The sequence below is a fragment of the Streptococcus sp. A69 genome, from assembly GCF_058556195.1.
In genome coordinates this window covers 436584-460562 of the sequence record NZ_JBZUJU010000002.1, presented here as the reverse complement: position 1 = coordinate 460562, position 23979 = coordinate 436584, and the positions used below count along the sequence as shown (strand labels likewise).

Here is a 23979-nt window from a genome sequence, read left to right as displayed (position 1 = left end):
CCCTTTCTGGAGGAATCTAATGAAAAAATTAGGTACATTGCTTGTACTCTTTCTTTCCGTCATTGCACTTGTAGCATGTGCTAGCGGAAAAAAAGATGCTACTTCTGGTCAAAAACTAAAAGTTGTTGCTACAAACTCAATTATCGCTGATATTACCAAAAATATCGCTGGTGACAAGATTGATCTTCACAGTATCGTTCCTGTTGGTCAAGACCCACACGAATACGAACCACTTCCTGAAGACGTTAAGAAAACTTCTCAAGCTGACTTGATTTTCTATAACGGTATCAACCTTGAAACAGGTGGCAATGCTTGGTTTACCAAATTGGTCGAAAATGCCAAGAAAACTGAAAACAAAGACTACTTTGCAGTTAGCGACGGTGTAGACATCATCTACCTTGAAGGCCAAAACGAGAAAGGCAAAGAAGACCCACACGCTTGGCTCAACCTTGAAAATGGGATGATTTATGCTAAAAATATCGCTAAACAGCTCATTGCCAAGGACCCTAGCAACAAGGAATTCTACGAAAAAAATCTCAAAGACTATACTGAAAAACTAGACAAACTGGACAAGGAAGCCAAAGAGAAATTTAACAATATCCCTGCTGAAAAGAAACTCATCGTAACCAGCGAAGGATGCTTCAAATACTTCTCTAAAGCCTACGGTGTTCCAAGTGCCTACATCTGGGAAATCAACACGGAAGAAGAAGGTACTCCTGAACAAATCAAAACCTTGGTTGAAAAACTTCGCCAAACAAAAGTTCCATCACTCTTTGTTGAATCAAGTGTCGATGACCGTCCAATGAAGACTGTTTCACAAGACACAAACATCCCAATCTACGCACAAATCTTTACTGACTCAATCGCTGAAGAAGGCAAAGAAGGCGACAGCTACTACAGCATGATGAAATACAACCTTGACAAGATTGCTGAAGGTTTGTCTAAGTAATCCACTAAAAAACGTCGTTCTCACGTGAATGGGCGTTTTTTTATCACTTAATTTCCGGTCAAATCATTGGAAAAATCTGACAATTCTCGGTAAAATAAAAGAAAAAAGAATGGAGTAGTTTCATGACCACTTTTCTCGGAAATCCTGTAACTTTTACAGGTAAACAACTGCAAGTCGGAGACAAGGCACTTGACTTTTCTCTTACGACAACAGATCTCTCTAAAAAAACGCTAGCTGACTTTGATGGAAAGAAAAAAGTCTTGAGTGTTGTCCCTTCTATCGATACTGGTGTCTGCTCAACGCAAACACGTCGATTCAACCAAGAACTAGCCAACCTTGACAACACCGTCGTTCTTACCGTTTCTATGGACCTACCATTTGCCCAAGGACGCTGGTGTGGGGCTGAAGGCCTTGACAATGCCATCATGCTTTCAGACTACTTTGACCATTCTTTCGGGCGTGATTATGCCCTCTTAATCAACGAATGGCATCTCCTTGCACGTGCCGTCTTTGTTCTCGATACTGACAATGTCATCCGTTACGTAGAATACGTTGACAACATCAACACGGAACCAGACTTTGAAGCTGCCATTGCTGCAGTGAAAGAACTGGACTAAAATCAAAGCCATTAGGGCAGAAGGCTAGAGAAATCTAGCTTTTTTTGATATACTAGATGGAGAGAAAAGACAAGAGGAAACGAATGACGCCAAATAAAGAAGACTATCTAAAATGTATTTATGAAATCGGTACGGAGATGCAGAAAATCACCAATAAAGAAATTGCTACCCGTATGCAAGTCTCTCCACCTGCCGTAACAGAGATGATCAAACGCATGAAAAATGAAAATCTCATCCTCAAGGACAAGGAGAATGGCTACCTATTGACAGATATCGGCCTCGAACTGGTTTCTGAGCTCTATCGCAAACACCGGTTGATTGAAGTCTTTCTAGTTCACCATCTCGACTATACCAGTGACCAGATCCATGAGGAAGCTGAGGTCCTAGAGCACACTGTATCCGACCTCTTCGTAGAGAGACTAGATAAACTGCTTGGCTTCCCTAAAACCTGCCCCCACGGAGGAACCATCCCAGTCAAAGGAGAGCTCTTAGTCGAAATTAACAACCTACCTCTAGCAGATACCAAAAAAGCCGGTACCTATCTCCTGACTCGGGTTCATGATAGCTTTGATCTACTCAAATATCTAGAGAAGTACGCAATTCATATCGGTGACCAACTCCAAGTCAAGCAGTTTGATAGCTTTTCCAATAGCTTTACACTGGTCAACAAAGGTGAAGATCTCCAAGTTAGCATCGATATCGCCAAACAACTCTATGTCGAAAAAATCAGTTAACCCCTTATCCCTGAAAGAAGTTCCTTTCAGGGATTTTTTGTCATTTTGCTTGTAAGTCCCATTCGTTTGGTGTAGAATGAAGCTAGATAAAAGAGGGAGGTTTTCCTATGAAAAAGCTCTTTAGAATCCATTTTGTAGCCATTGCACTCTGCGATTTGCTACTATTAGCATTTTTTATCACAAGACATGAGACAGCTTTGGGCTGGCTCATGCTCTCTGGTTTTATTTTCATCCTTGCTCAGGGACTACTGCTATCTCGCTTGGTCTTCCGACTCAAAAAACATTTCTCTGAGATTTATCCTCAGATGAACAAAAAAATTCGCCTCTACTATTTAGGGGTGCTCATCAGCGATTTTCTATTATTTGTCCTTTTAACCTTCGCTAGTTCTCAGCGACTTTCCTCTCTTATGCCAATCGTCACTGGTTGTCATTCTACTTTATATTATATAACGGCTAGCCACCTAAGAGAAAACTATCCCGACTTTTACAACAAACATACCTCTTTATGGGAGTGTCTATAAACAAAAACCAAGCCAGCTGGCTTGGTTTTCTTATCTATTTTTAGTATCAAGAATGATGGTGACTGGTCCATCATTGACCAGCTCCACCTGCATATCCGCTCCAAAGATGCCTGTCTGAACGGGCACTTCCTGATCTAGCTTTTGGTTGAAAGCCTCATAGAAGGCAGCTGCCATATCCGGCTTGGCTGCTCCTGTAAAGGCGGGACGATTGCCTTTCTTGGTATCCGCAAAGAGGGTAAACTGAGAAATAGAAAGGAATTCTCCTTCAATATCCTTGACAGACAGATTCATCTTGCCTTCTGCATCAGAAAAAATCCGCATGTTGACGAGCTTTCTCACAGCATAGTCCAGATCTTCCTCTTGGTCCTCTGGTCCAACACCGACCAGCAATAAAAGCCCCTGATTGATTTTCCCATGAACCTGACCTTCGATACTCACTTGGGCTTTCTTGACTCGTTGAATGATGATTTTCATAATAGCCTTTCTAGTAACTGAAGGGAGAATTAGCCATTGGTCCGTTTGACAGAGTAGACCTCTGGCACACTCTTAATCTTATCCACGACTGTGGTCAGTGTAGAGAGGTTGGAAATACCAAAGGAGACATGGATATTAGCAAATTTCATATCCTTGGTTGGTTGAGCATTAACGGTTGAGATATTCTTAGTTGTGTTGGAGAGAACTTGCAGAACATCATTTAAGAGCCCTGTACGGTTGAGACCATAGATATCGATGTGGGCAGTGTATTCCTTGCTTGAGAATTGATCTTCCCACTCCACATCAAGAAGACGTTGCTCGTAGTTTTCTTGGGCACGGAGATTCATACAGTCCACACGGTGAATAGCTACACCGCGTCCCTTAGTAATGTAGCCGACAATGTCGTCACCCGGCACTGGATTGCAACACTTGGCAATCCGAACTAGGAGACCTGAAGCCCCTTCAATGACCACACCACCCTCATGCTTGACCTTGAGAGTTTCTTTGTTTTCAACCTTAACTTCGCCACCTTTGACAAGCTCTTCTGCTTCCGCCTTGGCCTTGGCACGCTCTTCCTCACGGCGTTCCTTTTCGGTCAAACGGTTAAAGACGGTAATAGCGCCAATTTCTCCAAAACCAATGGCTGCGTAGAGAGCCTCCTCTGTCTTGTAGCTGGTCTTTTGAAGAACCTCATCCATATGGCGCTTGTCCATGAATTTATTGGCTACATAGCCGTTTTCTTGGAACTGGGCCATCAACATCTCACGGCCCTTGTTAACGGATAATTCCTTGTCTTGATTTTTAAAGAACTGACGAATCTTGTTGCGCGCCTTGCTGGTCTTGACCATGTTGAGCCAGTCACGACTCGGACCAAAGGAGTTGGGATTGGTGATAATTTCAACCTGATCCCCTGTCTTGAGCTTGGTTGTCAGCGGAACCATACGGCCATTGACCTTGGCACCAGTCGCTTTTTCACCGACTTTGGTATGGATTTCATAGGCAAAGTCAATCGGTCCCGAATCTTTTGGAAGGGAGCGAACCGCACCATCTGGAGTAAAGACGTAAATCTCCTCCGCCAGATAGTTTTCTTTAACAGAGTCCACAAATTCCTTGGCATCATCAGCCTGGTCTTGGAGCTCCATCATCTCCTTGATCCAGTTCATCCCAATAGCAGATTCCTTGCTGTTGACCTGCCCTTTAATGCCTTTCTTATAAGCCCAGTGAGCCGCAACCCCGTACTCAGCCACTTCGTGCATTTCTTTAGTCCGAATCTGAAATTCAATCGGTCCTTTTGGCCCATAAACAGTTGTATGGATAGACTGGTAACCATTGGCCTTACGATTGGCGATATAGTCTTTGAAGCGGCCTGGCATAGGTTTCCAAAGTTCATGCACATAACCCAGCATAGCATAGACATCACTCTGGGTATCTAAGATACAGCGAATGGCAATCAGGTCATAAATTTCCTCAAAGCGTTTCTTCTTATCCTGCATCTTGCGGTAGATCGAATAGATATGCTTAGGACGACCATAGATTTTCCCTTTGAGATTGCGTTCGGTAGCGTACTCTTCCAACTTGGTTACGACTTCATCAACCAAAGCCTCACGTTCTCTGCGTTTTTCCTTCATCATGTGGGTAATCTTGTAAAACTCAGTTGGATTGAGGTAACGGAAAGATAGATCTTCCAACTCCCACTTGACACTGGAAATCCCCAGACGATGAGCAAGTGGTGCGTAAATTTCCATAGTTTCTCTGGAGATACGTTCTTGCTTGTCCTTTCGCAGGTGTTTGAGAGTCCGCATATTGTGCAAACGGTCCGATAATTTAACCAAGATAACACGGATATCCTCAGACATGGCCATAAGCATCTTGCGGTGATTTTCAGCCAATTGTTCCTCGAGTGATTTGTACTCAACCTTACCAAGCTTGGTCACCCCATCAACGATAATCCGAACATCATGACCGAACTCTCTCTCCAAATCATCCAGTGTCGCATCTGTGTCCTCAACCACATCATGCAAAAAACCACAGGCAACGGTTACGGCATCCAGCTTGAGCTTAGCCAGAATGCCTGCTACCTGAATGGGATGGATAATATAGGGCTCTCCTGATTTCCGAAATTGCCCACTATGACAATCAACTGCGTAAATCAATGCTTTTTGGACAAAAGCAACGTCTTCCTTTGTTAAATATTCTTTCGTTAAAGCGACTACCTGATCGCCCGTCAAATTCACTTCTTTCGGCATCTATACTCTCCAATTCTTCCTACCATTTTATCACTTTTTTAAGGATATGAAAACTAGAAAAGCCTGTTTTTATACCAATACCAATCATTAAAAAACACTGCCAGATTTCTCTAGCAGTGTTTTGACATTTCATTTGCTTAGTAGACTGTTTTTTCAGTTTCTACGTCGAAGAAGTGTGCTTTGTTCAAGTCAAATCCAAGTTCAACTGTTGCGCCTGTTTGCAAGTAGTCACGAGCATCCACTTTAGCAACAAATTCGTCTTTACCAACTTGGCAGTAAAGGTGAGATTCTGAACCAAGCAATTCTGATACTGAGATAGTAGCTTTGACAACTGATTCTGGGAATGTTTCAAGGAAAGCAGGTTCTGCATTCACGTCCTCTGGACGAATACCGAAGATCAATTCTTTACCTTCATAGCCTTTTTCACGAAGAACTTTCAAAGCACCTTCTGGCACTTTCAAGCGGAAACCGTCAGAAACAATTTCATTGCCTTCTAATTTCACATTGATGAAGTTCATAGCTGGGCTTCCGATAAATCCTGCTACGAATTTATTAACTGGGTTTTTGTAAACTTCTTGAGGAGTACCGATTTGTTCAACACGTCCGATAGTACCTGTACCAGCAGGGTTCTTAGTTGCTGACATGATAACGATACGGTCTGCAAGTGTCATCGCTTCTGTTTGGTCGTGCGTTACGTAGATAGTTGTAGCTCCGATACGACGGTGGATCTTCGCAATTTCAGCACGCATCGATACACGAAGTTTGGCATCCAAGTTTGACAAAGGTTCATCCATCAAGAATACTTTTGCATCACGGACAATGGCACGACCCATGGCAACACGTTGACGTTGACCACCTGAAAGGTCAGCTGGTTTACGATCCAAGAACTCTTTCAAACCAAGGATTGCTGCTGCTTCTTGCACACGTTTGTCGATGTCTTCCTTGCTGTATTTACGCAATTTCAAACCGAAAGCCATGTTGTCATACACAGTCATGTGTGGATAAAGAGCGTAGTTTTGGAATACCATGGCGATGTCACGGTCTTTTGGAGCTACGTCGTTGACAACCACGCCATCAATAGATGCAGTACCTTCTGTAATGTCTTCAAGACCAGCAATCATACGAAGAGTTGTTGATTTACCACATCCTGAAGGACCTACGAAAACGATAAATTCTTTGTCTTTGATGTCCAAGTTGAAGTCTTCAACTGAGTAGTGTTCGCTGTTTGGATATTTTTTGTAAATATTTTTAAGATTTAATTCTACCATCGAGGTGAACTCCTTTTGTCTTTTGATAGTTTTATTATAGATGAAAACGCTTTACTTTTCTATGGCAAGGTGACCAAAAAAATAAAAAAGTTCTGTGCAACTTGCACAAAACTTTAAAGAATATCTGGTAAAATCAACTGATAACACAAGGTAAGATCCGTTAACTCCTTCAACTGAAGCCCTGTCAATTCTTCCCATTTGTCAATCTTGTATTGAAGAGAATTGCGGTGCAGATAGAGTTGCTGGGCTGTTTTAGTTAGGACAGCACTATTTTCCCAAAGGGAGAGAATGATTTCCTGAATCTGATCCTGATCCAAAATCATCTGGTGCAGACATTCTTTAATGACTCTCAGATCCACAATCCTTTCTCCCATACTCCATAGATAGAGTTGTGAAAAGGTGTGTACACCTTGGTGACCCTGACGCCACCATGTCTTAAACAAGTCCCGCTCTGCTTGGATTAAATCTGACAGAGCCTGATACCCAGTCTGAGACCAAACCTGCCCCAACATGATAGACAGACGAAGGCCAAAGTCATACTCAACCGCTTCAATCGTATCAGATAAGATTGAGCGGACAGAGCTGTACTTATCTTGTTGAAGCACGAATACATAATCCTGAGCACCGACCTGTAGCACTGTCTGGCAGTTGGGAAAAAGAGTCCGCATCATATCCAACCAAGAGGCTAGATTTTCCTGTTGGTAATAAGATAGATGGCAATAAACCAATTGAATCTTTTTGAAAGCTTGCGGTGCCTGCCCCTTCCCCTCAATCAGATAGGGATACCAAGGATTGAGCGAACGAGCCTGCTCCTGCTGGGTCAAAAGGGCAACCAACTGCTTTTCACGCTCGCTGAGCCCAGCTTCCTCCAGTAAAATCCACTGCTGAGAGGCTAAAGGAAGAGTAAGATAGCCTGGTCTCTCAATCGGCTGATCTGAAATCTGAGCTTCAGGAAACCAGTCCTGTAATTCCTTTGCAATCATATTCTAGCCCTCCACTTTTTGGATGCACCAAGAAATTAAGGTCTCTAGACGCTCCACATTTTCAGTCAGATGGAGATAGCCCATCACTGCTTCAAAACCTGTAGACATGCGGTAAGTCACCACATCTGCATTTTTAGCCTTTGTGTGACTATTGGTATTGCGACCACGTTTGTAGATTTCTTCTTCTTTTTCCGTCAGGATTTGCTCCTCCAACATGAGGGAAATCAAGCGAGCCTGAGCCTTGGCTGACACATACTTAGTCGCCTCTTGGTGGAGCTTGTTGGGTTTGGTCATCCCTTTGAGGATAAGATGGCGACGAATATACATGGAATAAACCGCATCCCCCTCAAAAGCCAGCGCAATCCCATTAATGAGATTGACATCAATCACGTGTCCACCTCACTCCATCCTTGGTGTCAAGGAGCTTAATTCCTTGAGCCGCCAATTGGTCACGGATTTGGTCCGCTGTCGCAAAGTCACGATTGGCACGCGCTTCTTGGCGTTTTTGGATCAAGGCCTCGATATCTGCATCCAAAACTTCCTCGATAAAGACAATTCCAAAGACTTCCAACATAGCCGCAAGAGCTTCCTTAACACTTGCATCATAGTTGCCAGAATTGATCCATTTGGCCATCTCAAAGACAACTGTGATACCGTTGGCAGAGTTGAAATCCTCATCCATAGTGGCAACAAACTTATCTTTAAAAGCCTGCAACTCTTGAGTATCTACAGTCCCAGAAAATGGTTGCTCGTAAGTGTTCTTCAGATATTTGAGATTGGTCTCTGCATCCCGCACTGCCTTTTCAGTAAAGTTGATTGGTTTACGGTAATGCTGAGTCGCAAAGAAGAATCGAAGCACTTGACCATCAATGGTTTTGAGGGCATCATGGACGGTGATAAAGTTGCCCAAGGACTTAGACATCTTGACATTATCAATGTTAACAAAGCCATTATGCATCCAGTAGTTGGCAAAAGTCTTACCTGTTTTTGCTTCTGACTGGGCAATTTCATTGGTATGGTGCGGAAACTCCAGATCAGCTCCCCCACCGTGAATATCAATGGTATCGCCCAAAATCTCTGTTGACATGACTGAACACTCGATATGCCAACCCGGACGACCAGATCCCCAAGGACTGTCCCAAGAAATCTCGCCTAGTTTTGCAGCTTTCCAAAGAGCAAAGTCTACAGGATTTTCCTTACGAGCCGTTTCTTCATCTGTTCGACCTGAAGCACCCAGCTCCAAATCTTCCAAGGTTTTATTGGCCAACTTAGCATAGTTGTGAGATTTTTCCACGCGGAAGTAAACATCTCCTTGACTCTCGTAAGCATAATCTTTTTCAATCAAGTCTTCCACAAAACGAATGATGTCAGCCATAAACTCTACTACACGCGGATGGCGAGTCGCAGGTTTCACACCTAAGGCTGTCACATCCTCACGAAAGGCAGCGATGTACTTATCCGCAACCTCCTGAGGCGTGATGCCTTCTTCCCTGGCACGGTTAATAATCTTATCATCCACATCCGTGAAATTTGAAATATAGGCAACTTCGTAGCCACGGTATTCAAAGTAGCGACGAATGGTATCAAAGGCTACCGTTGAACGAGCATTCCCCACGTGGATATAGTTGTAGACGGTTGGCCCACAGACATACATCTTAACCTTACCGTCCTCGATTGGGACAAATTCTCGCAAATCACGAGACATGGTGTCATAGATTTTAATCATAAAATACTCCTATATCCTACTATCTATAAAAATTTCAGCAATAAATCAAAAAGAGTAGCAGCCGCACTTGCAACTTCAATAGTTCTTAAAATTGGTTCATACTTTTCTACGAAATATTCCAATTTTTGTTTATCTTGCGGAGAAGTAATGATACTATCAATTTCGCTATCATTAATACCATGTCGAATCAATTCTGTTTTGTATTCATTCAACACTGAAATAATTTCATTATAGTAATTGCTATATCTGTTATCTTGATAGTTATTACCAGCATAGTTATTTTGAACGGGAGCATTATGGACTATACTGGTTGAGTAGTTATTATATTCCTCTCTAGGTTTAATCGTAAAAACGATATAAAAAGGGGCGAATAATTCTTTGCTATCTTTCTTATATTCTAGGTCTATTCTATCTAATATAACATACTCCAGTTTTGGATCTGCTTCATTTGTTCTCGGATCAATTGCAAAAACACTTTGACCAGGAAAAAAATTATCAAGAATATAATCGTACTTTCGTGGTTGATACTTTGTGTACTCAAACAATAAGCACAATTTCCCATCAATTTCTTCTTTTTGACCTATAATATCGCTATAATCTGCCTCCATGTCCATTTTCATTTCTTTTTGTTTAGAGTAAAAGTAAAAACAGATAAATGAAAAGAAAACTAAAATAATAAAAAAAATATCCATTTCGACCACTTCCCTTACTTATATATAACTGTTCTCTACAACCCCGACGATCTGTGACTGGCTTCTTTAGCCTGCTCGAGTTTATTGACGTAGTACTCTCGTTTTTCTTCGACTTCGTGGATCGTTGGCTCATCCTTCTGTCCATGAACTCGGACGATCTTAGCCGGAATACCGACAACTGTCACATCACTAGGTACGTCTGCCACGACTACTGCAGCAGCACCGACCTTGGCATTTGCACCAATTTCTACAGGACCAATAACTTGGGCATGTGCTGATATAAGGGCACCCTGACGAACGGTCGGATGGCGTTTGCCACAGTCTTTTCCTGTCCCACCGAGAGTCACTCCATGATAGAGCAGAACGCCTTTTTCAACAATCGCCGTCTCTCCAATCACCAAGCCTGAACCGTGGTCGATAAAGACACCTGAATCAATCTGGGCACCTGGATGAATCTCAATCTGAGTCCAAAAGCGCCAAAACTGACTGTGCATACGAGCTAGGAGTTTAAAGCCATGCTTCCAGAGAAAATGCGAGAGACGGTGGGCAGCCAAGGCCTTGACACCTGGATAAGTCAGCAAAACTTCCAAACTGTTGCGTGCCGCTGGATCATTTTCTTTTACAATATCAATGGTTTCGCGCCACCATCCCATACATTTCTCCTTTTCTTATTCTGAATCTTTTGGTGTTTCTGTAACTTCTTTCTTAGGTTTGTGATCCTTGTGATGACGTGGACGGTGAGGCCGCTCAGACTTTTCGCCTTTTTCATCATGCTCAGGTTTTGGCGGACGAGGAAGAAGCGCCTTCATAGAGGCATCGATACGGCCTTTTTCATCAATCTTGATAACCTTAACATCGACTTCATCACCGATAGCTACCAAATCCTCGACACGGTTGGTACGAGTCCAAGCCATTTCCGAAATGTGAACGAGGGCATCTGTCTTATCAAAGAGATTGACAAAGGCACCAAATTTCTCGATACGAACAACTTTGGCATGGTATACTTCATCGACTTTAGCCTCACGAACCAAGCCAGCAATGATTTCTTTGGTACGGTTAATGGCATCTTGGTCGCTAGAGTAGATAGAAACATTACCTTCTTCGTCGATATCAATCTTAACGCCAGTTTCAGCGATAATCTTGTCGATGGTTTCTCCACCTTTACCGATGACAATCTTAATCTTGTCCACATCAATCTTGATGGTATCAATTTTCGGTGCAGTTGGAGCCAATTCTGGACGAACTTCTGGGATGGTTGCTTCAATCACATCAAGGATTTCAAAACGAGCTTTCTTGGCTTGAGCAAGAGCCTCAGTCAAGATTTCTGCAGTAATCCCTTGGATCTTGATATCCATTTGGAGGGCTGTAATCCCGTCACGAGTACCTGCAACCTTGAAGTCCATGTCTCCAAAGTGGTCTTCCAAACCTTGGATATCTGTCAAGACAGTGTAGTTGTTTCCATCTGAGATGAGACCCATGGCAATCCCTGCTACTGGCGCCTTGATTGGCACACCCCCAGCCATAAGGGCAAGAGTTCCCGCACAGATAGAGGCTTGAGAAGAAGAACCATTTGATTCCAAGACCTCTGCCACCAAGCGGATAGCGTATGGGAATTCTTCCAAACTTGGCAATACTTGAGCAAGAGCACGTTCCCCGAGAGCACCGTGACCGATCTCACGACGACCTGGCGCACCGTAACGACCAGTTTCCCCGACAGAGTATTGAGGGAAGTTATAGTGGTGCATAAAGCGTTTCTTGTACTCGGGATCCAAACCATCAATAGTCTGAGTTTCACCCATCGGTGCCAAGGTCAAGACTGAAAGAGCTTGAGTTTGTCCACGAGTGAAGAGACCTGAACCGTGCACACGAGGAAGGAAGTCAACCTGCGCATCTAAAGGACGGATTTCATCAACCTTACGACCGTCAGGACGCACCTTGTCTTCTGTGATCAAACGGCGCACTTCAGCGTGTTCCATTTGTTCCAAGATTTCAGCCACATCACGCATGATACGGTCAAATTCTTCATGGTCTGCATATTTTTCTTCGTAAACAGCTGTTACTTGATCTTTCACTGCTTGAGTTGCAGCTTCACGAGCCAATTTTTCTTCTACTTGAACCGCTTTTTGGAGGTCACTATTGTAGACTGCGATGATTTCAGCTTGCAAGTCCGCATCCACATGAAGCAATTCCACTTCTGCTTTTTCTTTACCAACAGCAGCAACGATTTCTTCTTGGAAGGCAATCAATTCTTTAACAGCTTCGTGTCCTTTCAGAAGGGCTTCCAACATGATTTCTTCTGACAATTCTTTGGCACCAGACTCAACCATGTTGATAGCATGCTTGGTACCAGCTACTGTCAATTCAAGAAGTGAATGCTCTGCTTGTTCTTGACTTGGGTTGATGATAATTTGACCATCGACATAGCCCACTTGTACCCCAGCGATTGGTCCGTCAAATGGAATGTCTGAGATAGAAAGCGCTAAAGATGAACCAAACATAGCAGCCATAGGTGCAGAAGCATTTTCATCATAAGAAAGGACCGTGTTAATCACTTGTACTTCGTTACGGAAACCTTCCGCAAACATAGGACGGATTGGACGGTCAATCAAACGCGCTGTCAAGGTCGCATCTGTTGATGGACGTCCTTCACGTTTCATAAAGCCACCAGGAAACTTCCCGGCCGCATACATTTTTTCTTCGTAGTTGACTTGAAGAGGGAAGAAATCCCCAGTTGCCATCTTCTTAGACATGACGGCAGCAGTCAAGACAGTTGACTCACCGTAACGCACGACAACAGAGCCATTTGCTTGCTTAGCAACCTGACCAGTCTCTACGATTAACTCACGACCCGCAAAAGTCGTTTGAAACACTTGTTTTGTCATTTTAATCCCCTTTGGATTGATGAAATTATACGCCTTGCCTACAAAGATCAAGATACTAAGGACGTAAAGAATCCCGTATGAAAATAGGAGTTTGACGCAGTGTGCGATGCACACCAGGAAATCTATCTTTTTCACTAGGGATTCAGCCCGTGTTCAACTATCTAGGCACTTTGAAAAGTTTAAAAATATTATTCTTTAGCATTTGTACCTTTTATAGCAGATTTGAATAGCTAAGAATCTGTTTATACCCTCATCTTTGTATCAAGTACGTACAGAGTCTATTTTATCATATTTTTCTTAAAAAGTACGGGCTTTTCTATTAAAAAGGAACCATTCCCCTCACCTGAGAAGAATGGTTTGCTTTTTATTATCCTAAAGACTGATGGTTAAACAAGGCATGGGTTGCTTGGTGGATGTATTTTGCTGTTTCAGCATTGTTCATGGTGTAGAGATGCACACCTGCGACATCCTGGGTCACCAAGTCAACGATCTGATCCACGGCATAGGCAAGTCCTGCTGCTCTGAGCGACTCAGGATCGTGCTCATACTTGTCCAAGATAGCCTTAAATTTTCGTGGAAGATGGATATTCTCACACGTTTGCAAGAGACGAAGCGCTTGATTACGGTTCAGAATGGGCATGATACCCGCATGAATGGGAACATCAATCCCTGCCAAGGTACACTTATCTTGGAAATCATAGAAACGCTCATTGTCAAAGAAAAGTTGTGTTACGAGGCTTGAACAGCCTGCATCCACTTTCTTCTTGAGATTTTGAATATCTGAGATTTGGTTTGGCGAGTCAGGGTGCCCCTCTGGGTAGCAAGCACCAACAATATCAAAGTGAGGGGCTTGTTCCTTGATAAACTCGATCAAGTCCGTTGCGTAGCGGAAATCCTTTTGTGGTTCCACATCAGGGATAATATCCCCACGCAAGGCCAAGATTTTCTGTACCCCAACCTTATCCAAGTCTGCAATGGTTTCAGCAACCTTTTCCTTGGTCAGATAGATAGCTGGCAAGTGGGCAATAGTTGGAATCGCCAAATCATTCTGGATAAAGTCAGCCAAACGAACCGTTGTTTCCTTGATATTAAATTTATTATTGCTGGCGGTCACACTGATAAAGTGCGGTGTTAACTCTCGCATATCCTGCAAGGCAGAAATAATTTTATCATTACCCACTGCTGGGTTTGGAGGGAACACTTCAAATGAGAGTGACGGTGTTTGGCGTGACATATGTAATAACCTTTTCTAGTTGATTTCTTTTTGAACAACCATTGTATGGAGAGAAATCGGATCTTACAATTTCTCACGCGCAGCTTTAGCTGCTTCTACAAGGCGGATCAAGCTTTCTTTTGTTTCTGGAATACCACGTGTTTTCAAACCACAGTCAGGGTTAATCCAAACTTTCTTGCTTGGAACTTTAGCAAGAATAGCATCGATTGTGTGGTCGATTTCGCCTTCATTTGGCACACGAGGTGAGTGGATATCGTATACCCCAGGTCCCACTTCTGTTTGGAAGTTTTTCGCTTTGAGTTCGTCCAAGATTTCAAGGTTTGAACGGCTGGCTTCAAAGGAAATAACGTCCGCATCCATGTTGTCAATAGCTGGGATAATATCTGTAAATTCTGAGTAACACATGTGAGTGTGGATTTGTGTGTCTGGCGCTACTGTAGAGTGTACCAAGCGGAAGGCTGGAATAGCCCAGTCAAGGTAGTCTTCGTACCAGTCGCTACGACGGAGTGGCAATTTCTCACGAAGAGCAGCCTCATCGATTTGGATGATTTTCACGCCTGCAGCTTCAAGGTCAAGAACTTCATCCTTAATAGCAAGAGCGATTTGAAGAGTAGAGTCCTTGATAGAGATGTCTTCACGTGGGAATGACCAGTTAAGAATTGTAACAGGCCCAGTCAACATACCTTTAACAGGTTTGTCAGTACGGCTTTGCGCATAGCTAGACCATTTGACAGTGATTGGGTTAAGACGAGTGACGTCACCCCAGATGATTGGTGGTTTCACCCCACGCATACCGTATGATTGTACCCAACCATTCTTAGAGAAGAGGTAACCTGACAAGTTTTGGCCGAAGTACTCAACCATGTCGTTACGCTCGAACTCACCGTGTACAAGCACGTCAAATCCAACTTCTTCTTGCCATTTGATCCATTCGTCGATAGTTTCAGCAAGGAAAGCATCGTACTCTTCTTGTGACAATTCACCCTTACGGAAGGCCAAACGTTTCGCACGAACTTCCTTAGTTTGAGGGAATGAACCGATAGTTGTTGTTGGAAGAGCTGGAAGTTTAAAGGCTTCTTCTTGGATAGCTTCACGTTCTGCAAAGGCTGGCAAACGAGTGTAGTCTGCGTCAGTCAATCCAGCGATGCGCGCACGAAGTTCAGCATTTTCACCAACACGTTCAGTCGCAAAGAGTTCTTTGTTAGCAGCAAGAGCTTCTGCACCTTGACCATTGCGGATAGCATCCAAGTCACGAAGTTCTTCCAATTTTTCAACTGCAAAGGCAAAGTGGTTCAAGATAGCTGGCTCAAATTCTTCGTTAGCAGTTGTAAATGGCACATGAAGAAGCGAGCATGAACTTGTCAAGACAATGTTTTCAGCTGGGATTTGCTCAAGAACAGCCAAGCTCTTTTCGTAGTTGTTGCGCCAGATGTTTTTACCATTGACGATACCTGCATAGAGAGTCTTGTCAGCTGGGAAGCCACCTTTAACCAGTTCAAGAGTTTTCTTACCTTCAACGAAGTCCAAACCGATGGCATCTACTGGCAAGTTCACAAGGTCAGCGTAGACGTCACGAACGTCACCGAAGTAAGTTTGAAGCAAGACTTCAAGACCTTTTTTGTCAGCCAAGAGTTTGTTGTAGAGGTTCAAGAAGAGTGCTTTTTCTTCTTCTGTCAAGTCTTTGACAAGAGCCGCTTCGTCCAACTGGATGCGAGTCGCACCAAGTTCAGCTAATTTAGCAAAAACTTCTTGGTAAGCAGCCACTAAGCTGTCTACGAAGTCTTCAGCTTTCACGCCTTCTTCAAAGTCTGATAATTGAAGGAAAGTGAATGGACCGACGAGAACAGGACGAGTGTTCAATCCAAGTTCTTTGGCTTCTTGGAACTCATCAAAGATCTTGTGACCTGCCAATTTTACTTGAGTGTCTTTTTCAAACTTAGGAACGATGTAGTGGTAGTTAGTGTTGAACCATTTCTTCATTGGAAGGGCGCGAACATCCCCTTTTTCTCCTTGGTAACCACGCGCCAAAGCAAAGTAACGCTCAAGCTCAGACAAGTCCAAGTTTTGAACTGAAGCAGGTACCACGTTGAAGAGGAATGCTGCATCTAGGAAGTTGTCATAGTGAGAAAAGTCATTTGATGGGATTTCAGTGATGCCTTTTTCTTTGACAATGTTCCAGTGTTTTGCACGCAATTCTTTTGCTGCTACCAAGAGTTCTTCTTCTGAGATTTCTTTTCTAAAGTATTTTTCAGTTGTAAATTTTAATTCGCGGAATTCACCCAAACGAGGGAAACCGATGATCGTAGTTGACATGATGTGTCCTCCAAAATTTGTTGTTGAAACTATCTTAACAGAAAAGAAACTGTCTGTATAATTGTAAATAATTAGGCTTTGATATAGTTTGAAACTATATCGCTTTTCAAAGCACAAAAAAGGATTTGGAGAAGATTCCCCAAATCCTTTGGTAGACAATGATTAATAGAGTTTCAAGATAGTTATGTTCATAGTCAATCTTGAGTAAACTGAGAGTTGACTATGACTTGTTATTAGAAAAGACTATAGGTCGATCCTCTTATCACGAAGATTATCCAAACACTCCTCATAGTATTCTGCATCATGCTCACTATAGATAGGATTGACCAACTTTTCCTCTGCTAAGTCTTCATAAGCAGGACAGATTTTTCCACGGTAGTTCTTGTCCAGCCACTCTGGACTGACATTATAGCCACGGTTAGCCATCTCCTCCATGATCAAGCGATGATAGACATAGAGACGATAGGGCGAGTGAGTAAAGACATAATCAACCGTCGCATGCTTTCTGCCCCAGCCATTGCCACGCAGGGCGCAGCATTCTCGATGTTGCCCCAAAAGCTGAGGACGGGGAAGTTGTGAAATCAAAGCCTCATGCCAAAGTCTCATGGGAGTCTCCTTTCAGTAAAGTCGAATGTTGCAAGTAGCTATTTGGATAGTGATCAAGCAAGTCTCGAGTCTTAGCAATCAAGTCTTCCTTGGAAACCTGACCAAAGCGGTAGCGATCCAGCAAGAGCATGTAATCCTTGCGTTCAGCATCAGTCGCTTTCTTTTTGAAATAGCCCCAAATATGCTGAAAGGCATTGCAAACCTGACCCCTGTGTTCTGGGATTTGACAGGCGCGGTCAATCATCTCTTGAACCAGACTCACCTCCACCTCTTCATTCTTCAAGTATTGGCGAATCTCATTGTAAATATTGCTAGAATGACTCAAAACGAGGTATTTGTTTCTAGCCCAGAGTTGTTGGCACTGGGATTTTTGATTAGTTTGTTCCATGTTTCTCCTTGCTTTCTATAAGTTTCCAGGAAATATGGAAACAAAGTTAAATCTTAAAAATGAGCGGAATATGAGCGAATCAATTGGCTCCATCACCCTTTAAAGTGTTTCAAAAACTCTTTGAGCTCGGCTTCGGCTTCTGGTGTGGTTCCGTGGAGTTGACCGAACATTTCAAGTAGAGAAGCTGTTTGGCTTTGAATTGCTTCATTTGTCTTGTTAATCTTGCTGACGATGTCTGTCAGCGGCTCGACTTCTTCTTCCTCAAAGGTGTCTACATAGCGAGGGATATTGAGGTTGTAGTCATTTTCGACGATTTCTTCATAGCTTGCTAGATGGGCAAACTTGTCAATCTCCTCTCGAGACTTGTAGGCTTCCAGAATCTTCTCGATATGAGCATCCGTCATGATATTCTGGTTTTTACCCTTATCAAACTCCTTCGAAGCATCGATAAAGTAGACATCACGATTGGTACGGTTCTTTTTGAGAATGATAACCGTGGTCGGAATGCTGGTATTAAAGAAGATATTAGCAGGTAGACCGATAACCGTGTCAATGGCTCCTTCTTCTAACAAGGCCTTACGAATGGTCCCCTCCGCATTGCCACGGAAAAGAACACCATGGGGAAGGACGATAGCCATAACTCCATTATCCTGCTTGAGGTGGTAATATCCATGCAAGAGGAAGGCAAAGTCAGCCTTGGACTGGGGAGCAAGTTTCCCAAAAGGAGAGAAACGAGGATCATTCAGGAAGCCAGAGCTTGCAGACCACTTGGCAGAGTATGGAGGGTTCATGAGAACCCCATCAAAGTTGGTTGGTTCTTGAGTCGGCCAGTCTTCGTCTAGTGTATCAGCATTATGGAGAAATTGATTCTCAACAGGAACGCCGTGTAGAATCATGTTCATCCGAGCCAAGTTATAAGTGGAGGTATTGAGCTCCTGACCGAAGTAGACCACCGTCTGCGGTTTATGAGAGTATTTCTTGGCATTGAGTAAGAGAGAGCCAGACCCCATGGTCGCATCATAGATGGTAAAGCCTTGCTGGTCTTCACGATCCAAAAAGGCAATCTGAGTCATGAGCTTGGCAACGGGCTGAGGCGTGTAGAACTCACCAGCCTTTTTCCCAGAGTCTGTTGCAAACTGACCGATCAGATATTCATAGGCATCCCCCAGCATATCACCCGCATGACCAGCCACATCTAGCACAGCCAACTCCTTCATGACTGCTGCCACCGTTTGGTTTTGCTTTTGTGGAGTTGCCCCTAGCTTTTTAGAATAGAGGTCGATATCCTCAAAGAGGTTTTCATAGAGGTCGTCGCTCTGCTCGATATCACGAAAACCCTGAGCCAAATCTTCCAGCTGGAAAGTCCCCTCATTGACACGTGCTACTAGAGCCGTAAAGGTCAGGTCTGGCTTGATACTATAGTTGAGTTCATCCTTCATGACAGAGAGGAGGTCCTCGTGAGTGTCCGCATCCTCGTAGTAGGAGCGATAGATCTCAAGGGCCTCCTCAAGACTATCTGTCCCCTCCTCCATGGTCTCCGCCACGAAAAAGAGCATCTTGTCTGACAGATACTTATAAAAGACCATGCCCAAAAGATAAGACTTATAGTCATTGGCATCCATCTTGGAGCGGAGAACATCCGCTGAGTTCCACAGGGCTTGGTAGAGCGACTGGGAAGTTTGTGTTGTTTCCATAATGTTTCTTTCTAAGTTTTGCAATTATTCTTTTAAACAAGCAATCATTTATAACAAATCACTTCATTTTCTTTAGTTTCATTAAAACCAATGAAATCTATGAGACTGGAAGTTTGTAAATAATATTTTTAAACAGGCTAAATATTCTCAAATTCTATTTTGTATAGAAATCCTGAAAGTACTCCTAACATAAGTGCCGTTTATAAACCGAGTAAGGTAGACTACACAAATCCGCCACTAGACCAGAAGACACAGACTCCACCGGATGGAGCCCCTATGATTATCTAGATTCTCTACTGAAAATAACTCAATGGGTAGAAATCCACCTCTAGGTTGCTTAATATCTTTGATACTTGTGTTACAGTTACCATGGTACTTTTTCAGCTCTCAAACTCAAATTTGAATCCTTCTTCTTTGAGTTCTTTTAGTCTTTCCTTAATTTTTCCTATTAAGAAAAAAATCTCACTTTGATCAGCAAAAGTGTCAAAATCGTTTACAAAAATATAATCTTTATTTTGAGAATCATATCCAAGTTTATTATTTTTATTTCTTATCAATCCAAATTCTAACCAAAACCTAAGGAATTCCTCTTCACTTAGTTTAATAATCGCGTTCCAAAGTTTATCTCCCCAGTCTTTATATTGAAGTTCTTTATCTAGACTGTATAAATTCATTAACAATATAACATGTTTAAATTTATATGACGAGAATTCTTTATCATATGGACTTAAGTAATTTGTATCAAACAATTTTATGTCTGAATACCTAAAAATTTTATGCTTAAAAATAAAGAATAAAATCTCACTGTCATCATTTTTTCCTAAAAAGTTTTTTAAAAAGGAAATGGTATCCATAACTAATTTTTCATTTACTACTCGGGATCCTAGACTATATCCAGGGATTTCTTTCTCAACTTTTTTTGAATAATAAAATCCATCAGCCTATTATTATCAGTAATTTGAGATAATTCTATAGAGTGTAAAAATAATTCGTTTCCTTGATTCTCAGTTAGACTTTCAAAGTTTCCTGTTACATAATCAAAAAAATCATTCTGAAAATTTAAAATTTCACTGGAAAGTTCTTGATTATAATCAAGAATACAATTCAGTTCATCAATTGTTCTATTCGATGGTATTTCATTTATAAGGTAAGCTTCCCAATTTGAAAGGTAACAACTAGGATATAAATCATTTTTTTTAAATAAAATATTATGAAGTTCTTCAATTAATAATTGTTTATTCGAATCTATTCCAATAGAACCTTTACCTGTCTTTAGACTTTCATAAAATTTTGGATAATATAGAAAAAGATAAATAACAACTAACTGTTGTTCACTTTGAACATACTTCTTTTTATTCCGTCCAATCAATTCCAGATTAACATAATCATTAAAGCGTTCTCTGTCTCGTAAATTTTTTTCATCTTTTATGAACACACCTTTAAACCCATCAGAAAGCTTTATTTCTAATCTATTTTCCAATTGCTCGAAATAATCACTCCATATTTTTGTCGGATGGAGAACAAATGGAAGTTCAACTCGTCGATCTATAATTTTTGAAAGATAATTATTATCATTTTTATGTAAAAGTTCTATATCTCCAACAAAGATAATTGGAAGTTTTCCATTGAGTAAACTGAAAAGTTTATAACTAGCTTCCTGTTGAGCCGGCGTCATTCTATCAAAATCATCAACGACTAAGACTTTCTTCCCACATGAATGAAAATTTAAAGTCAACAACCTACTATAAATTCCATCTGATTTTATTTTCAAAAACTGATGAATTGCGACTATTAAAGCAACCACTCCTGCACCCAATATAACCCAAGTAGGTACAAAAACACTTAGACCCAAATCAACTACATTAGTCATTAATATTGATAATGCAATGCATAGAATTACAATTAATCTTAATCCCCAATAAACAAATGGATGTAAATTGGCAAAAACTGTCTCTAATGTTGAGCGACTGTCATTTAATCTCCAAAAATCAATGGTTACTAGTTTAACTTTTTTTTTATTGTTTAGAGGTTTTAAATTGTCAACTTGTTTTAGAAAATTAGACTTTCCTGATCCCCAAGTACCATTCAAAAAATACGTCTTATTCTCGTTTAATAAATTTGCAAAATTTTGCGCCGCAGTTGAGGTATCAATTTTATCTAGTTCTATAAAATTTTTCTCCGTCATATCTCACCTAACAATTCTCATCTTCAATTATGATTCAAATTTTTGTTGAATATTTTCAACTGTGTCTCTAATTAACTCATCAGTATTGCTACCAAGTTGTTCAATAAGATACTGGTAAAACTTTTTAATATCTGGATCATTTAAAATATGCCATACCTGTGTATTTTCTAGTGCAATTTGTAAAAGGTCTTCCAATTCTTCATGTTTCCAACTAGTATATTTTGATAACTTCTCAACTATAGCATGAGTATTTTTGAAGCTACCACTACTTTCTAATGAGTTGATTAAATCTAATTTCTCTTGCTCTTCTTTTGGTTTAGCTTGTTCAATAGCTTCTTTTTGATTATTGTACTTTTTCTCATACAGTTTTTCATTGTATACAGTTTTATCAATAATCAATTTCACTAGTTCGTCAAGCTCACTACCCTCTGAATAGTCTGCAGGAGCAAAATAAGAAATACGATTATCTCTCATCATTTTATAGACTTTATTCTTTGCCTTCAGTTCATCTTTTTCATCTGGATTAAAAACTCCGACAGAATAACCACCTTGAGAATTCACCAATTTCATACAAGGAATATCTGTGTCGCTATCACCTAAATAAATCATATTTCGGAATGGAACTCTGATTTCGTCAGGTGCAAAAGAATCATTAACCGCTTCATCATTAACATCGAGGACACCTTTTGAGATACGAAAAAGAAACTGTGTCTTATTAGTATAATTCACTACTTGAGCAGGCCAGACAGCAACTCCATCATCATCAAAATAGAAAGAAGTTGCGTACAGTTCTTTAAACTCTTTTGCAATTGAAGTTCCTTCTATCATCTCTTTTAAACCTGAAGATATAATATAATGCTCGACAATGATTCCTTTATCAGCTCCGTAGTCTCTTATGCGTTTAAACCAATCCTCTACTCCTGGAAAAAGTGCAACCTGAGATCCATACTCAGCTAACTTTTCTTTTGTAAAAACAATCTGACCACGTGCTTTTTTCTTCATGGTATACATATAAGCAAGGTTTTTATCCATATTATTTGCTGTAGCACGACCATTTGACTCCTTCCAGAAATCACCAATCATGTCGCTTCCTTCTGGTTGTACTGTTTGGATATATCCTTGAGCTTGCATATCATCTGGAGATAGAGTTTTATCAAAATCATAGCAAAGTGCAATAACCGGTTTGTCTGTTTTCTTTTCACGTTTAAAAGTTATGTCTGGCATATTTAGCCCCTTTCAGTTAAATAAACATATCCTGCAAGAGTTTCTTTTTCAGTGTTTCTAGCTTAGAAATTTTTTCTTGATGAGAGTTGATGAGGTTATCGAGATTAGAGAAATAGGCGCCGATGGCTTGTTGTTCGGCAACTGTTTGTGGAATTGCAAAAATAGTAGATGAAACCGACTTCCAATCAGATCGTGGCATTTTTGTACCAGATGTGTCATTAGCAACTTTTTGATAGCGATTTGATTGAACTAAATAATAAATGAAATTTGAATCATTTCCATTTGGATCAAATACCCAAAAATCTCCTAAAGCTACTCCCTCAAATTTCGGCAAAAGCCAATTATTTAAATATGGACGTAATTTCCCATATAATGTGTATCCAGGTTTAAAGTGTATACCTTTACGATTATCAAATTTGCTACTAATATCTTTATTGAGTTGACCTTGACCAGAAACAATATCCTCAAACTCAACCTTTGGCAATGAATCAGAGTCAGAACTTTGAGTAACTCTTTTTACAAGTTTACTGAATTCCTTTTCTTTCCACTCACCTTCAAATCCTTCCAAACGAATCTCAGGAACTGTCTGTCCAGCTTTGGGAAACATCTTGGAAAGCATGGTTGCCTTGAGAGATTGGTAGTTGGAAAGATTGTCCTTGTAGCTAGCCAGAAGGTCGTCGAGGGTTCGGAAAAGTGAACCGATGGCGGATTGTTCATCTATTTTTGGAATAGGAACTTTTATATTTTTTAATTGCTTAATAGGCAACTGCTTTAATGCTGTACCAGTAATATGTGATGAAATCTCCTTATTACCCCTATTTGATAATAAAAATTGTATTAAATAATTACCTATTAATTCTATTTTTCTGGTTCTTATAATTGCTAACTGTGAGTTTATATTCCATCCCTCATTATCAGGTCCAACGTACCCTAACGAACCCAGACTACCTCTTACTGCAATTACAATGTCGTCTTCAATCAAGTGTCCAGATATCAATTCATTGTGTTTTGATTGAGTTATATATCTAGCATTTGTTAGAGTCAACTTTCCATTATCCAAATCACTTCCCCTCAGAAAAGGAACTCCCTGAGTTGAAGATGTTAGGTCTGTTTCTTTAGGGTAAGCTTCTCCATAATTACCATCTTTAAAATCAGTTTGAGTGTCGCTTAATTTTCTTAAGCTCCAACTATCATTAAAATTTTTAAATCTTATTTTAGGTTTATTTACTTTTATCATAAATTA

At 41.1% G+C, this 23979-nt stretch carries 22 protein-coding genes; 4 read left to right on the top strand and 18 right to left on the bottom strand.

Features of this window, described 5'->3' with window-relative positions:
• Positions 1-19: 19 nt before the first annotated feature.
• The 4 genes from AC4ME5_RS06240 to AC4ME5_RS06225 all read left to right on the top strand — a co-directional run bounded on the left by AC4ME5_RS06240 (position 20) and on the right by AC4ME5_RS06225 (position 2821).
• A complete protein-coding gene (locus tag AC4ME5_RS06240) occupies positions 20-949 on the top strand; it encodes a metal ABC transporter substrate-binding protein (protein WP_000733081.1) in 930 nt (309 codons plus the stop codon).
• Between the two features lie 122 nt (positions 950-1071).
• Positions 1072-1566, top strand: a complete 495-nt coding sequence (gene tpx, locus AC4ME5_RS06235; RefSeq protein ID WP_000206541.1) for a thiol peroxidase — start codon at positions 1072-1074, stop codon at positions 1564-1566.
• An 83-nt stretch (positions 1567-1649) separates the two neighbouring features.
• A complete protein-coding gene (locus tag AC4ME5_RS06230; RefSeq protein ID WP_491800360.1) occupies positions 1650-2300 on the top strand; it encodes a metal-dependent transcriptional regulator in 651 nt (216 codons plus the stop codon).
• A 107-nt stretch (positions 2301-2407) separates the two neighbouring features.
• Complete coding sequence (locus tag AC4ME5_RS06225; RefSeq protein ID WP_057488656.1) at positions 2408-2821, top strand: hypothetical protein; 414 nt, start codon at positions 2408-2410, stop codon at positions 2819-2821.
• Between the two features lie 30 nt (positions 2822-2851).
• Here the strand turns inward: AC4ME5_RS06225 and dtd are convergent, their stop codons facing one another.
• The 18 genes from dtd to AC4ME5_RS06135 all read right to left on the bottom strand — a co-directional run bounded on the left by dtd (position 2852) and on the right by AC4ME5_RS06135 (position 23973).
• Positions 2852-3295: a D-aminoacyl-tRNA deacylase gene (gene dtd, locus AC4ME5_RS06220; protein WP_414344055.1), complete on the bottom strand. Its 444-nt coding sequence runs from the start codon at positions 3293-3295 to the stop codon at positions 2852-2854.
• A 29-nt stretch (positions 3296-3324) separates the two neighbouring features.
• On the bottom strand, positions 3325-5541 hold the full coding sequence (locus AC4ME5_RS06215; protein ID WP_001123776.1) for a RelA/SpoT family protein: 2217 nt from the start codon (positions 5539-5541) through the stop codon (positions 3325-3327).
• 137 nt (positions 5542-5678) lie between these two features.
• Positions 5679-6809 (bottom strand): ABC transporter ATP-binding protein, encoded by a 1131-nt coding sequence (locus AC4ME5_RS06210; RefSeq protein WP_000229937.1) that lies wholly within the window; start codon positions 6807-6809, stop codon positions 5679-5681.
• A 113-nt stretch (positions 6810-6922) separates the two neighbouring features.
• Positions 6923-7792 carry a helix-turn-helix domain-containing protein gene (locus tag AC4ME5_RS06205; protein WP_491800359.1) on the bottom strand — a complete coding sequence of 290 codons (870 nt, stop codon included), beginning with the start codon at positions 7790-7792 and terminating at the stop codon, positions 6923-6925.
• A 3-nt stretch (positions 7793-7795) separates the two neighbouring features.
• Entirely contained in the window at positions 7796-8182 is a 387-nt protein-coding gene (locus AC4ME5_RS06200) for a Mini-ribonuclease 3 (RefSeq protein ID WP_109289706.1), read from the bottom strand.
• Positions 8175-9518 carry a cysteine--tRNA ligase gene (cysS, locus tag AC4ME5_RS06195; RefSeq protein ID WP_491800358.1) on the bottom strand — a complete coding sequence of 448 codons (1344 nt, stop codon included), beginning with the start codon at positions 9516-9518 and terminating at the stop codon, positions 8175-8177. The genes AC4ME5_RS06200 and cysS overlap by 8 nt, the downstream gene beginning before the upstream one ends.
• Before the next feature lie 23 nt (positions 9519-9541).
• Positions 9542-10210 carry a hypothetical protein gene (locus AC4ME5_RS06190; protein WP_009729870.1) on the bottom strand — a complete coding sequence of 223 codons (669 nt, stop codon included), beginning with the start codon at positions 10208-10210 and terminating at the stop codon, positions 9542-9544.
• 35 nt (positions 10211-10245) lie between these two features.
• Positions 10246-10863, bottom strand: a complete 618-nt coding sequence (gene cysE, locus AC4ME5_RS06185) for a serine O-acetyltransferase (RefSeq protein WP_084875724.1) — start codon at positions 10861-10863, stop codon at positions 10246-10248.
• A gap of 15 nt (positions 10864-10878) precedes the next feature.
• On the bottom strand, positions 10879-13092 hold the full coding sequence (pnp, locus tag AC4ME5_RS06180) for a polyribonucleotide nucleotidyltransferase (protein WP_491800357.1): 2214 nt from the start codon (positions 13090-13092) through the stop codon (positions 10879-10881).
• Between the two features lie 367 nt (positions 13093-13459).
• Positions 13460-14326 (bottom strand): methylenetetrahydrofolate reductase [NAD(P)H], encoded by an 867-nt coding sequence (gene metF, locus AC4ME5_RS06175; RefSeq protein WP_101800275.1) that lies wholly within the window; start codon positions 14324-14326, stop codon positions 13460-13462.
• 63 nt (positions 14327-14389) lie between these two features.
• Positions 14390-16639, bottom strand: coding sequence for a 5-methyltetrahydropteroyltriglutamate--homocysteine S-methyltransferase (gene metE, locus AC4ME5_RS06170; RefSeq protein ID WP_491800356.1), 2250 nt, complete (start codon positions 16637-16639; stop codon positions 14390-14392).
• Positions 16640-16882: 243 nt separating this feature from the next.
• Positions 16883-17245 carry a TIGR02328 family protein gene (locus AC4ME5_RS06165; protein WP_491800355.1) on the bottom strand — a complete coding sequence of 121 codons (363 nt, stop codon included), beginning with the start codon at positions 17243-17245 and terminating at the stop codon, positions 16883-16885.
• Positions 17229-17633 carry a YbgA family protein gene (locus tag AC4ME5_RS06160; RefSeq protein ID WP_491800354.1) on the bottom strand — a complete coding sequence of 135 codons (405 nt, stop codon included), beginning with the start codon at positions 17631-17633 and terminating at the stop codon, positions 17229-17231. The genes AC4ME5_RS06165 and AC4ME5_RS06160 overlap by 17 nt, the downstream gene beginning before the upstream one ends.
• A 92-nt stretch (positions 17634-17725) precedes the next feature.
• On the bottom strand, positions 17726-19327 hold the full coding sequence (locus AC4ME5_RS06155) for a type I restriction-modification system subunit M (RefSeq protein ID WP_491800353.1): 1602 nt from the start codon (positions 19325-19327) through the stop codon (positions 17726-17728).
• A 380-nt stretch (positions 19328-19707) separates the two neighbouring features.
• Positions 19708-20181 carry a hypothetical protein gene (locus AC4ME5_RS06150; protein WP_491800352.1) on the bottom strand — a complete coding sequence of 158 codons (474 nt, stop codon included), beginning with the start codon at positions 20179-20181 and terminating at the stop codon, positions 19708-19710.
• A gap of 29 nt (positions 20182-20210) precedes the next feature.
• Positions 20211-21512 (bottom strand): P-loop NTPase fold protein, encoded by a 1302-nt coding sequence (locus AC4ME5_RS06145; RefSeq protein ID WP_491800351.1) that lies wholly within the window; start codon positions 21510-21512, stop codon positions 20211-20213.
• Positions 21513-21539: 27 nt separating this feature from the next.
• Positions 21540-22736, bottom strand: coding sequence for an HAD family hydrolase (locus AC4ME5_RS06140; RefSeq protein ID WP_491800350.1), 1197 nt, complete (start codon positions 22734-22736; stop codon positions 21540-21542).
• Positions 22737-22752: 16 nt separating this feature from the next.
• On the bottom strand, positions 22753-23973 hold the full coding sequence (locus AC4ME5_RS06135; protein ID WP_491800349.1) for a restriction endonuclease subunit S: 1221 nt from the start codon (positions 23971-23973) through the stop codon (positions 22753-22755).
• Between the last annotated feature and the right edge of the window lie 6 nt (positions 23974-23979).